The 12,265-nt window shown below is 71.4% G+C and carries 8 protein-coding genes, 2 rRNA genes and 1 pseudogene; 4 read left to right on the forward strand and 7 right to left on the reverse strand.

Translation table 11 applies throughout. The features are described 5' to 3' along the window. Positions 1–230 precede the first annotated feature (230 nt). The 3 genes and pseudogenes from ACFY9V_RS13415 to ACFY9V_RS13425 form a co-directional block, all read right to left on the reverse strand. Positions 231–1,028 (reverse strand): annotated as a pseudogene (locus tag ACFY9V_RS13415) (ABC transporter ATP-binding protein); the annotation flags it as partial. A gap of 254 nt (positions 1,029–1,282) precedes the next feature. Beyond that, positions 1,283–2,317: an iron chelate uptake ABC transporter family permease subunit gene (locus ACFY9V_RS13420; protein WP_391161358.1), complete on the reverse strand. Its 1,035-nt coding sequence runs from the start codon at positions 2,315–2,317 to the stop codon at positions 1,283–1,285. Then, positions 2,314–3,279, reverse strand: a complete 966-nt coding sequence (locus ACFY9V_RS13425) for an iron chelate uptake ABC transporter family permease subunit (RefSeq protein WP_391161393.1) — start codon at positions 3,277–3,279, stop codon at positions 2,314–2,316. Before ACFY9V_RS13425 ends, ACFY9V_RS13420 begins: the two co-directional genes overlap by 4 nt. Before the next feature lie 197 nt (positions 3,280–3,476). On the opposite strand from ACFY9V_RS13425, the gene ACFY9V_RS13430 reads away from it, so the two are divergent. Both ACFY9V_RS13430 and ACFY9V_RS13435 read left to right on the forward strand, forming a co-directional pair. Beyond that, a complete protein-coding gene (locus tag ACFY9V_RS13430; RefSeq protein WP_391161359.1) occupies positions 3,477–4,520 on the forward strand; it encodes an ABC transporter substrate-binding protein in 1,044 nt (347 codons plus the stop codon). Positions 4,521–4,524: 4 nt separating this feature from the next. Then, complete coding sequence (locus tag ACFY9V_RS13435) at positions 4,525–5,433, forward strand: siderophore-interacting protein (RefSeq protein ID WP_391161360.1); 909 nt, start codon at positions 4,525–4,527, stop codon at positions 5,431–5,433. A gap of 224 nt (positions 5,434–5,657) precedes the next feature. Here ACFY9V_RS13435 and ACFY9V_RS13440 read toward each other — a convergent pair whose 3' ends face one another. After that, a complete protein-coding gene (locus tag ACFY9V_RS13440) occupies positions 5,658–6,677 on the reverse strand; it encodes an HAD-IIA family hydrolase (RefSeq protein WP_391161361.1) in 1,020 nt (339 codons plus the stop codon). 75 nt (positions 6,678–6,752) lie between these two features. Between ACFY9V_RS13440 and ACFY9V_RS13445 the strand changes: the two genes are divergently transcribed. Then, a complete protein-coding gene (locus ACFY9V_RS13445) occupies positions 6,753–8,030 on the forward strand; it encodes a DUF1015 family protein (protein ID WP_391161362.1) in 1,278 nt (425 codons plus the stop codon). 153 nt (positions 8,031–8,183) lie between these two features. Here the strand turns inward: ACFY9V_RS13445 and ACFY9V_RS13450 are convergent, their stop codons facing one another. Continuing rightward, positions 8,184–9,200, reverse strand: a complete 1,017-nt coding sequence (locus tag ACFY9V_RS13450; protein WP_391161363.1) for a hypothetical protein — start codon at positions 9,198–9,200, stop codon at positions 8,184–8,186. 15 nt (positions 9,201–9,215) lie between these two features. Here ACFY9V_RS13450 and ACFY9V_RS13455 point away from each other — a divergent pair, with 15 nt between their 5' ends. Continuing rightward, positions 9,216–10,562: a hypothetical protein gene (locus tag ACFY9V_RS13455; RefSeq protein WP_391161364.1), complete on the forward strand. Its 1,347-nt coding sequence runs from the start codon at positions 9,216–9,218 to the stop codon at positions 10,560–10,562. 102 nt (positions 10,563–10,664) lie between these two features. On the opposite strand, the gene rrf is transcribed toward ACFY9V_RS13455, so the two are convergent. Continuing rightward, a 5S ribosomal RNA gene (gene rrf, locus ACFY9V_RS13460) occupies positions 10,665–10,781 on the reverse strand. Between the two features lie 89 nt (positions 10,782–10,870). After that, positions 10,871–12,265: ribosomal RNA gene (locus ACFY9V_RS13465) — 23S ribosomal RNA — on the reverse strand; the annotation flags it as partial.

Raw genomic sequence — 12,265 nt, forward strand, 5'->3', positions numbered from 1 at the left:
ACGGATACGGATACGGAACCGGCTGCCGACGCCGAGTCACGCGCGGAACCTGACCCGGAATCCGACACCGAGCCCGGCCCCGCGCCTGGCACGGCATCAGACCCGGCCCCCGGCACGGAACCAGACCCGGAACCGGGCACGGAATCGACGGGGTCGGAACCCGTACCGGACTTGACGCCGGGAGCCGGTTCCGAGTCCTGGCCCGGCTCGGCGTCGGTGAGGGTCGCGCCGGCCGCCACCGCACCGGCCCGCCGCGCGGCGGGCACCACCAGCGGCGTACCGCTCTCCGGGTCCTCGATGATCCGGCAGCGCACCCCGAAGACCCGCTCCACCAGCTCCGCGGTGATGATCTCGGCGGGCGGCCCCTGCGCCTCGATCCGGCCGTCGCGCATGGCGATCAGGTGAGTGGCGTAGCGCGCGGCCTGGTTGAGGTCGTGCAGGACGGCGACGAGCGTACGGCCGCGCTGTTCGTGGAGTTCCGCGCACAGGTCGAGCACGTCGAGCTGGTGCTGGATGTCGAGGAAGGTGGTCGGCTCGTCGAGCAGCAGCAGCGGGGTCTGCTGGGCGAGGGCCATGGCGATCCAGACGCGTTGGCGCTGTCCGCCGGACAGTTCGTCGACATAGCGATCGGCCAGGGCGGTGACGCCGGTCGCCGCCATCGATTCGTCGACGATTCGCTCGTCCTCGGGCGACCACTGCCGCAGCAGCCCCTGGTGCGGGTACCGGCCGCGCGACACCAGCCCCGACACGGTGATCCCGTCGGGCGCCACCGAGCTCTGCGGGAGCAGCCCCAGCGTCCTGGCGACCGCCTTCGCGGGCAGCGTGCCGATGGCCTGGCCGTCCAGCAGGACCTGGCCCGCGGCCGGCTTCAGCAGCCGCGACAGCGCGCGCAGCAATGTCGACTTGCCGCAGGCGTTCGGTCCGACGATGACGGTGAAGGACTGGTCGGGTATGGCGACCGACAGCTCCTTCGCGATGACCCGCTGGTCGTACGCGAGAGTGACGGACTCGGCGGCGAGGCGGGTCATGCGGGACGCTCCGTGTTCTGCCGAAGGGGTCTGGCGGGTGGTGTCTGCCGGTGGCCGCGGCTGCTTCCGTCGGCCGCCGCGGCGCGGTCTCAGCCGCGCTGTGAGCGCCGTACGCTCGGGGCCGGCCGCGCCCTGCGTACGCTCCGGGTCCGACGTGCCCTGCGTACGCTCCGGGTCCGACGTGCCCTGCGTACGTTCCGGGTCGACCGCGCTCCGCGCGTTCTCCGTACGCTCCTCGCGTTCCGTACGCGTCCTCATATCCGTCCGGCCCTCCGCTCCGCGATCAGCAGCCACAGCAGATAGCCGCCGCCGAGCACGCCGGTGGCGACACCGACCGGCACCTGGCCTGAGCCGAAGGCGCGTTGGGCGGCCAGGTCGGCGGCGACGAGCAGCGCGGCGCCCAACAGCGCGGACGACAGCAGCGAGACACCCGGCGAACGGGTCAGGCGCCGGGCCAGTTGGGGCGCGGTCAGCGCGATGAAGGCGATGGGGCCCGCCGCCGCGGTGGCGGACGCGGTGAGCAGGACGGCGCCGAGTACGACGATCAGCCGGGTGCGTTCCACGCGGACGCCCAGCGCCGCCGCCGCGTCGTCGCCCATCTCGCTGATCCGCAGCGCGCGTCCCTGGGACAGCAACAGGGGCATGAGGACGCCGCAGGCGACGAGCAGCGGCCAGACCTGGTCCCAGTCGCGGCCGTCGAGGGAGCCGGTGATCCAGACGATCGCGCGGGCGGCGTCCACGAAGTCGGCCTTGACCAGCAGATAGCTGTTGACGGCCGACAGCACGGCAGAGGCGCCGATGCCGATCAGCACCAGCCGGTAGCCGTGCACCCCGCGCTTCCAGGCCAGCACGTAGACGGCGATGCCGGTGAGCAGTCCGCCCGCGACGGCGCCGATGGAGACCTGGTAGGCGCTGCCCTTGAGCAGCACGATGACGATCAGCGCGCCCGCGGCGGAGCCCTGGCCGAAGCCGATGACGTCGGGGCTGCCGAGCGGGTTGCGGGAGACGGTCTGGAAGGCGGCGCCCGCCATGCCGAGCGCGGCGCCGACGAGCAGCGCCACGATCACCCGCGGCAGCCGCAGGTCGCGGACGATGAACTCCTGGGCGGCGGTGCCGTGTCCGGTCAGGGTGCGGACGACGTCGAGCGGGGCGATGGCGTAGTCGCCCGTGCCGATCAGGACGACGGAGACGGCGAGGGCCGCGAGCAGCAGGACGCAGGAGACGGCGGCCGCGCGCCGGTCGAACCGGACGGACAGTCCGCCGCGGGTGCGCAGTACGGGTTCTCTCACAGTTCGGCCATCCTTCGGCGGCGTACGAGGGCGATGAAGACCGGTCCGCCGAGGACCGCGGTGACGATGCCGACCTGGAGTTCGGCCGGGCGGGTGATGAGCCGTCCGACCACGTCAGCGCCGAGCAGCAGCACCGGTGACAGCACGGCCGCGTAGGGCAGGATCCAGCGCATGTCGGGTCCGGTGATGCCGCGTACGACGTGCGGCACCATCAGGCCGATGAAGACGATCGGCCCGCAGGCGGCGGTGGCCGCGCCGCACAGCAGCGTGATGGAGATCATCACCAGCACGCGGGTGCGGGTCAGTTTGGCCCCGAGGCCGCGGGCGGTGTCGTCGCCGAGCGCGACGGCGTTGAGCGGCCGGCCGCTGATGAACGCGAGTACGGCGCCGGCCAGGAGGAACGGGGTCACGTAGCGGACGGTCGCCATGTCGGCGGCGGCGAGCGAGCCGACCTGCCAGAAGCGCATCCGGTCCAGGGCCGCGTTGTCGCTGAGTTCGACGGCGGTGGTCCAGCCCTGGAGCACGGCGGTGACGGCGGTACCCGCGAGGGCGAGGCGGACCGGGGTCGCGGACCGGCTGCCGCCGATGACGTAGACCAGCGCCGAGACCACGGCCGCGCCGCCGAGGGCGAACCACACGTAACCGCTCATGCTGGTCACGCCGAAGAAGCTGATCGCGGAGACGACGGCCGCCGCGGCGCCCGCGTTGACGCCGAGCAGTCCGGGGTCGGCGAGCGGGTTGCGGGTGAGGGCCTGCATGGCCGCGCCCGCGACGCCGAGCGCGGCGCCGACGAGGAGTCCGAGGACCGTACGCGGCAGCCGCAGTTTGCGGATCACCACGTCGTTGTCGGTGCCCGCGTAGTGGAACAGCCCGTGCCAGACCTGGTCGACGGGTATGTCCTTGGCGCCGATGGCGATGCTCGCGAGGGCCACGACGACCAGCAGGCCGACGGCGACGAGCAGTCCGGCGGCGCGTTTCGCGTTCGCCCGCGCGACGCTGCCGCGGCGTTCGACGGCCGGTGGGCCGGCGACCTGCTGTCCGGTGACCGGAGCGGGTGGGGAGTGACGATCGACCAACACGGTGATTAGGTTAGCCTAACCTGGCCACCTCAACTCCGAGCAGAGCGGCTGTCTTGATGAATCCCCCTCGTTTCTCACCCATGTCCGGAATGTCGCGGCGCGGCGTGCTCGCCGTGGGCGGCTCCGTCGGTATCGGCGCCCTGCTCGCGGCTTGCGGCGGTTCCTCCGACAAGGACTCCAAGGACTCGGGCGCCGACTCCGGCGGCACGGCGGACTCCGGCGCCAAGACCCCCGCGGGCCCCTGGTCCTTCACCGACGACCGCAAGACCACGGTGAAGCTCGACAAGACCCCCGCCAAACTGGTCGCCTACGTCGGCGCCGCCGCCGCGCTGCACGACTACGGCGTCGAGTGCGTCGGCGTCTTCGGCCCGACCACGGTCAAGGGCGGCGGCGCCGATGCCCAGGCGGGCGACCTCGACGTCAGCAAGCTCACCGTGGTCGGCAACACGTGGGGCGAGTTCAACATCGAGAAGTACGCGGCTCTCTCCCCCCAACTGCTGATCAGCCACATGTACGAGGCGCCGACCCTCTGGTACGTGCCGGACGAGAGCGCCAAGAAGATCCTCGGCATCGCGCCCAGCGTCGGCATCAGCCTCAAGGGCGTCCCGATCACCACCCCGCTCCAGCGGTACGCCGAACTCGCCGCCTCCCTGGGCGCGGACATGGACTCGACCACCAACGCCGCCGCCAAGGCCCGCTTCGAGAAGGCGTCCGCCGATCTGCGCGCCGCCGCCAAGGCGTCCGGCGGCATCAAGGTGATGGCCGCCTCCGGCAGCGCCGACTCCTTCTACGTCTCCACCCCGCCCTCCGCGTCCGACCTCAGCTACTACAAGAGCCTCGGTGTCGACTTCATCGTCCCCGACAAGGTCGAAGGCGGCTTCTTCGAGACGCTGAGCTGGGAGAACGCCGACAAGTACAAGCCCGACATCATCATGCTCGACAACCGCACCGCGACCCTCCAGCCCAAGGACCTGGCCGCCAAGCCCACCTGGGCGCAACTGGCCGCCGTCAAGGCCGGACAGGTCATCGGCTGGCCGAGCGAGCCGATCTTCTCGTACGACAAGTGCGCCGCCCAGATCGAGGCGCTGACCAAGGCCATCGCCGGTGCGAAGAAGGTGAGCTGACGCCGTGTCCACCGCGCCCTACCTCTTCTTCCACCCCCGCGTCCTGCGCACCGAGCGGCTGTCGCCCACTCTGGTACGGATCGTGCTCGGCGGCGACGACCTGGCCGGCGTCGTGAGCGGCGGCCGGGACCAGCGCTTCAAGCTCTTCCTGCCGCAGCGGGGCCAGACCCGCCCGGTGCTGCCGGAACCGCTCGGCGCCGACTGGTACGCCGACTGGCGCGCCCTCGACCCCGACGTCCGCGGCATCATGCGGACGTACACGATCCGCGCGGTCCGCCGCGACCCGCTGGAAATCGACATCGACTTCGCCCTGCACGGCGACCTCGGCCCCGCCTCCCGCTGGGCCCAACAGGTCAAGCCCGGCGACCCGGTGAGCATCCTCGCCCCGGCAGGCGAGGACAACGGCGGCGTCGACTTCCAGCCGCCCGCCGGTACCGACTGGGTGCTGCTGACCGCCGACGAGACCGCGCTGCCCGCCGTGGCGAGCATCCTGGAGTGGCTGCCCGCGGGCATGCCCGTCAAGGTCTGGATCGAGGTCGCCCACCCCGACGACCGCATCCCGCTGACCACCGACGCCGACGCCGACATCACCTGGCTGGTACGGGAACACCCCGGCGCCGACCGCACCGCCGCGCTGCTGGCCGCCGTCCGCGACGCCGGGGACCTGCCCTCCGGCACCCCCTACGCCTGGATCGCGGGCGAGGCCGCCTCGGCACGCGCGCTCCGCCGCCACCTGGTCAACGACCGCGGCATCGACCGCAAGGCGATCAAATTCACCGGCTACTGGCGGCACGGCGTCACCGAGGACGACCTGCTGGCGGCGGCCGTCGCGCAAGCCGAGGCCGAGGCCGGAGCCGAAGCCGAGGCCGAGGCAGGCGCGAAGAGCGAGGCCACGGCGGACGCGGACGCCTGACCCGGCCGCGCGCCACGGGGCGCGCACCGCATGGCGCGCACCGCGTCAGGCGGGCGGGTGCGGCGCGGTCAGACGCGCCCGCGCGGGTCAGCCGGGCTCAAGTGCCGGGCCGGGCCCGCATCATGGAGCCCGCCTCAGAGCCCCGGCCGGGCTCAGAGCGCCGGCCCGCCTCCGAGCACCGGCCCGCCTCAAAATCCCAGCCGGGCTCAAAGGCCCAGCCACGCTCAAAGACCCAGCCGCGCCAGTGCCTTGTCCGCGTCCAGGCCGCACGTGCCGTCGCCCGCCGACGTCCAGGCCGCGGCGCACAGCGCGCGCAGTCCGTCGAGCGCGTCGCCGTCACCGTCGAGCACGAGCGCGTCCGAGGCGGCGGAGGCGGTCCAACCCCCGCAGCGGAAGCCGCCGTCGGCCGCCGTGACCTCCGGCTGCGCGGCCAGCAGCCCGCGCAGGTCGGCGGCGACATACGTGGGACGGTGGCGCGGCTCGGCGGCGAGCAGGTGGGCCGCGTCCGTCACCCCGGTCAGCACGAGCAGCGAATCCACCTCGCCTGCGTACGCGCCCTCGATGTCCGTGTCGAGCCGGTCCCCCACCACCAGGGGCCGCTTCGCCCCCGTCCTGATCACCGTCTCGCGGTGCATCGGCGGCAGCGGCTTCCCCGCGACCTGCGGCTCACCGCCGGTCGCGATCCGTACGACCTCCACCGCCGCGCCGTTCCCCGGCGCGATCCCGCGCGCGCTCGGAATCGTCAGATCCGTGTTGGACGCGAACCACGGCACGCCCCGGTTCACCGCGTACGCCATCTCCCCGAGCTGCGACCACCGCAGGTCGGGCCCGTACCCCTGCACGGCCGCCACCGGCTCGTCGTCCGCCGACTCCACCGGCCGCAGCCCGCGCTCGCGCAGCGCCGCGAACAGCCCCTCGCCGCCCACCGCGAGCACCTTCGCCCCCTCGGGCACCTGATCGGCGATCAGCCGCGCCACCGCCTGCGCCGAGGTGATCACCTCGTCGGCCTCCGCGGGCACCCCGAGGTCTGTGAGGTGCTCCGCGACGGCCTGCGGCGTACGCGAGGCGTTGTTCGTCACATAAGCGAGACGCATCCCATGCCCGCTCGCCGCGGCCAGCGACTCGACCGCGTGCGCGATGGCGTCACCGCCCGCGTACACGACCCCGTCGAGGTCGAGGAGCGCCGTGTCGTACGCCGTGTCCAGCGGTCCTTCGGTGCCGTTCGGACTGGTCCGGTGGGTCATGACGGGCTCGCTCCTCGGGGTGTCGTCGATGACCCCGATCATCCCTCATGGCCGCCCCGGACATAGCATGCGCTGATGACCAACTCCGGACTCAACGGCGAGCACGGCCTGCGTCTGAAGCCCTTCCGCGGGCTCCGCTATGTACGACAGCGCGTCGGCAGCCTGGCCGCGGTGACCTCACCGCCGTACGACGTCGTCGTACGCCCCGACGGCCAGCGGCGGTTGGAGACGGCCGACCCGCACAACGTCGTCCGGCTCATCCTCCCCGAGGCCGAGACACCGGCCGCCCGGCACGGCAAGGCCGCCAGGACCCTCACCGCCTGGCTCGACGAGGGCGTCCTCGCCGCCGACCCGCTGCCCGCCCTCTACGTCTACGAACAGCGCGACGGCGACCACCTCCAGCGCGGGGTGATCGGCGCACTGCGGCTCACACCGCCGGAGGACGGCGTCGTCCTGCCGCACGAGGACGTCATGCCCGGCCCGGTCGCCGACCGCGCGGCCCTGATGCGCGCGACCGGCGCCAATCTGGAGCCGCTGCTGCTGTCCTACCGGCAGGGCGACGCGACGGCCGCCGTCATCGACCGCACCGCCGCCGACGCCGAGCCGCTGCTGGCCACGGTCACCGAGGACGGGGTACGGCACCGGCTGTGGGCGCTCACCGACCCCGCCGACCACGCGGCTGTCGAGGCCGATCTCGCGTCCCACCAGGCCCTGATCGCCGACGGCCACCACCGCTGGGCGACCTACCGGCTGCTCCAGTCGGCCCACCGCCCCGGCACCCCCTGGGACTACGGCCTCGTCCTGCTGGTCGACACCGCCCGCTACCCGCTGCGGGTACGCGCCATCCACCGCGTCCTGCCCCGGCTGCCGCTGGCCGACGCGCTGGAGGCCGCCCGCACCACCTTCCGCGTACGGCCGCTGCCCGGTCCTTCGCTGGACGGCGCGCTCGACGCGCTGGCGCAGGCCGCGGACGACGGCAACGCCTTCCTGCTCGCGGGCGACGGCGGCTTCCACCTGCTGGACCGCCCCGACCCGGCGGCCATCGAGCGCGGCGTACCGGCCGACCGGCCCGCGCAATGGCGCCGCCTGGACGCCGCCGTCCTGCACAGTCTGCTGCTCGACGACGTCTGGAAAGTCCCCGACTCCCCCGAGGACATCCGCTACATCCACGACACGGCCGCCGCCGTCGGCCTCGCGGAACGGCTGCACGGCACGGCCGTCCTCATGCACCCGGTGCACGAGGACGTCGTCCGCGACCTCGCCCGCCAGGGCGTGACCATGCCTCGCAAGTCCACGTCCTTCGGCCCGAAACCGGCGAGCGGACTGGTGATGCGCAGCGTCGAACTCGGCTGATCCGGCGCCTCGTCCGGGTCGAGGCGGAGCCGGGTCGGAGGCGGGGCGGAGGTGGGGCGGAGTCGAGGCGCGGCCGGGTCGTAGCCGGGCATACGAAAGGGCGGCACCCGCGGTGTGCGGGTGCCGCCCTTTCACGTGGGACGCGTGCGGGTGTCAGTCCTCGTCGTCGCTCTTCGGCTCGCCGTGGGCGGCGGGCTCGCGGAACGGCGAGTCGAGGAAGGAGGACGGGGCGGCGCCGTCGGCCGCCTCGGCCTTCTGCCCGGCCTTCTCGGCGTCGTCGGAGCCCTCTGCGTCGTGGGCGCTTTCGTCGTCGTCCTCGTCGTCCTCGTCGTCAGAGTCGTCCTCGTCCTGCGCGGACTCGTCGGTACCGCCGACGGGCTCCTCGGAGGTCTCGGAGGTCTCGTCGTCGTCCTCGTCGGAGACGTCCTCGTCCGAAACGTCGTCGTCCGTGTCGTCGGCGTCGTCCTCGTCGTCCGCCGCCTCGCCCGTCGTGTCCGGCCGCTGAGGCTCGGACTCGGACTCGGCCGCGTCGTCCTCGTCGATGGCGTCGACGAATTCCACGCCGTCGAGCTGGGCGAGGCGGTCGGAGGCGTCGGTGGTGCCGTTGTGGTCGGCTTCGAGCGCCTTCGCGAACCAGTCGCGACCCTCGCGCTCACGGCCGACGCGCAGCAGCGCGTCCGCGTAGGCGTACCGCAGGCGGGCGGTCCACGGGTGCACGGCGTTGGACGCCAGCTCGGAGCTCTGGAGGGTGACCACCGCGGCCTCGTCCTGGCCCATGTCCTGCCGGGCCCCGGCCGCGACCAGGCGCATCTCGACCTGGCCGGCCTTGTCCAGCTTGTGCACCTCGGGGGCGCCCGCCATCTCCAGCGCGCGCTCCGGACGGCCGAGACCGCGCTCGCAGTCCGCCATCACCGGCCACAGGTCGACGGTGCCGGTCATCCGCCGGGTCGCCCGGAATTCGGCCAGCGCCTCGGCGTACCGCTCACTGGCGTACGACGCGAAGCCCGCCGCTTCTCTGACGGCCGCGACGCGGGACGCAAGACGCAGCGCGACGCGCGAGTACGCGTACGCCTGCTCGGGCTCCTCGTCCAGCAGCCGGGCCACCATGACGAGGTTGCGCGCCACGTCCTCCGCGAGCGTCTTCGGCAGGCTCATCAGCTCCTGGCGCACGCTCGGGTCGATCTCGTGGCCGGTGACCTCGTCAGGGATCGGCAGCCTGCGGACGGGCTCCCGCTCCTCACGGCGGTCGTCCCTGCCCCGGTTCTCGAACCGGCCGCGGCCCTCGACCACGGGGCGACGCCCCTGGCCGCCACGGTCCCGGTCGTCGTCCCGACGCGGGCCACGCGGACGGTCGTCACGGCGGTCATCGCGACGGTCGTCGCGGGGCCGGTCGAAACGGGGACGGTCGTCGTCGCGGCGCGGACCGCGCGGGCGGTCGTCACGCGGGCCGTCGAAACGGGGCCGGTCGTCACGGGGCCTGTCGTCCCTGCGGAACCCGCCACCGCCGCCACCGGGGCGGTCGTCACGCGGGCGGTCGTAGCGCGGCCGGTCCTCACGGGGACGGAAGCCACCGCCGGACCGGTCGTCGCGCCGGTCGTCACGCGGCCTGTCGAAGCGGGGGCGGTCGTCACGGGGCCTGTCGTCACGGGGACGGTCCTCGCGCGGGCGGTCAAAACGAGGCCGGTCGTCACGCGGGCGGAAGCCACCGCCGCCACCGCCCGAGCGGTCGTCGCGGGGGCGGTCCTGGCGCGGACGGTCGTCCCTGGGACGGTCGTCGCGCGGGCGGTAGCCGCCACGGTCGTCCTCACGGCGCGGGCCACGGGGACGGTCGTCACGCCGGTCGTCACGCGGACGGTCGTCACGCCGGAAACCACCGCCACCGCCGGGACGGTCCTCACGCGGACGGTCAAAACGAGGCCGGTCATCGCGCGGGCGGAAGCCACCGCCACCGCCGCCGGGCCGGTCCTGACGGGGGCGGTCGTCCCTGGGACGGTCGTCGCGCGGGCGGTAGCCGCCGCGGTCGTCCTCACGGCGCGGGCCACGGGGACGGTCGTCACGCCGGTCGTCACGCGGACGGTCGTCACGACGGAACCCGCCACCACCGCCGGGACGGTCCTCACGCGGACGGTCAAAACGAGGCCGGTCGTCACGCGGGCGGAAGCCACCGCCGCCACCGCCGGAGCGGTCGTCGCGGGGGCGGTCCTGGCGCGGACGGTCGTCGCGGGGGCGGTCGTCACGGGGACGGTAGCCGCCGCCGGCCGGAGGACGGCCACCACTGTCGCGGCGGTCGTCGCGCGGGCGGTAGCCGCCACGGTCGTCTTCGCGGCGCGGGCCCCGCGGACGGTCGTCACGTCGATCGTCGCGACGGAAGCCGCCGGTGGGACGGTCACCGTCCCGCCGCGGACCGCTGCTGCGGTAACCCCCGCGGTCGCCGCCGCCGTTCGGGCGCGAGTCCCGGCGTTCGGGACGCTCGGGCCGGTCTTCAGGCGAGTTGGGCATCGACGTGACTCCTGTCGGATCGTACTGCTGTAGTGCGAGTCTCTCGCCATGACGGAGAGGACGCGCACCGAAGAACAACGAAAAAAAGACCCCCGGTCCCAGCGCTTAGGCCAGGACCGAGGGTCCATAAAGATTGTTCGGCGGTGTCCTACTCTCCCACAGGGTCCCCCCTGCAGTACCATCGGCGCTGAAAGGCTTAGCTTCCGGGTTCGGAATGTAACCGGGCGTTTCCCTAACGCTATGACCACCGAAACACCATGAAACACACACCCCACACCCCCGTGCAGGGGGCATGGTGGTGGGCTGGTTGTTTCAGAACCACACAGTGAACGCGAGCAACAATGGACAAGCCCTCGGCCTATTAGTACCAGTCAGCTCCACCCCTCACAGGGCTTCCACATCTGGCCTATCAACCCAGTCGTCTACTGGGAGCCTTAACCCCTCAAAGGGGGTGGGAGTCCTCATCTCGAAGCAGGCTTCCCGCTTAGATGCTTTCAGCGGTTATCCCTCCCGAACGTAGCCAACCAGCCATGCCCTTGGCAGGACAACTGGCACACCAGAGGTTCGTCCGTCCCGGTCCTCTCGTACTAGGGACAGCCCTTCTCAAGACTCCTACGCGCACAGCGGATAGGGACCGAACTGTCTCACGACGTTCTAAACCCAGCTCGCGTACCGCTTTAATGGGCGAACAGCCCAACCCTTGGGACCGACTCCAGCCCCAGGATGCGACGAGCCGACATCGAGGTGCCAAACCATCCCGTCGATATGGACTCTTGGGGAAGATCAGCCTGTTATCCCCGGGGTACCTTTTATCCGTTGAGCGACGGCGCTTCCACAAGCCACCGCCGGATCACTAGTCCCTACTTTCGTACCTGCTCGACCCGTCAGTCTCACAGTCAAGCTCCCTTGTGCACTTACACTCAACACCTGATTGCCAACCAGGCTGAGGGAACCTTTGGGCGCCTCCGTTACCCTTTAGGAGGCAACCGCCCCAGTTAAACTACCCACCAGACACTGTCCCTGATCCGGATCACGGACCGAGGTTAGACATCCAGCACGACCAGAGTGGTATTTCAACGACGACTCCCCGATAGCTGGCGCTACCGGCTCACAGTCTCCCACCTATCCTACACAAGCCGAACCGAACACCAATATCAAGCTATAGTAAAGGTCCCGGGGTCTTTCCGTCCTGCTGCGCGAAACGAGCATCTTTACTCGTAGTGCAATTTCACCGGGCCTATGGTTGAGACAGTCGAGAAGTCGTTACGCCATTCGTGCAGGTCGGAACTTACCCGACAAGGAATTTCGCTACCTTAGGATGGTTATAGTTACCACCGCCGTTTACTGGCGCTTAAGTTCTCAGCTTCGCCCTGTCGAAACAGGACTAACCGGTCCCCTTAACGTTCCAGCACCGGGCAGGCGTCAGTCCGTATACATCGCCTTACGGCTTCGCACGGACCTGTGTTTTTAGTAAACAGTCGCTTCTCGCTGGTCTCTGCGGCCACACCCAGCTCAAGGAGTACATCCCGTCACCAGACATGGCCCCCCTTCTCCCGAAGTTACGGGGGCATTTTGCCGAGTTCCTTAACCATAGTTCACCCGAACGCCTCGGTATTCTCTACCTGACCACCTGAGTCGGTTTAGGGTACGGGCCGCCATGAAACTCGCTAGAGGCTTTTCTCGACAGCATAGGATCATCCACTTCACCACAATCGGCTCGGCATCAGGTCTCACCC

The sequence above is a fragment of the Streptomyces sp. NPDC008317 genome, assembly GCF_042955955.1.
Classification (GTDB): Bacteria; Actinomycetota; Actinomycetes; order Streptomycetales; family Streptomycetaceae; genus Actinacidiphila.

Coding starts and splice junctions, on each gene's coding strand:
- ACFY9V_RS13430 (WP_391161359.1), top strand. CDS start 3,477: ATGTCCGGAATGTCGCGGCGCGGCGTGCTCGCCGTGGGCGGCTCCGTC.
- ACFY9V_RS13440 (WP_391161361.1), bottom strand. CDS start 6,677: ATGACCCACCGGACCAGTCCGAACGGCACCGAAGGACCGCTGGACACG.
- ACFY9V_RS13445 (WP_391161362.1), top strand. CDS start 6,753: ATGACCAACTCCGGACTCAACGGCGAGCACGGCCTGCGTCTGAAGCCC.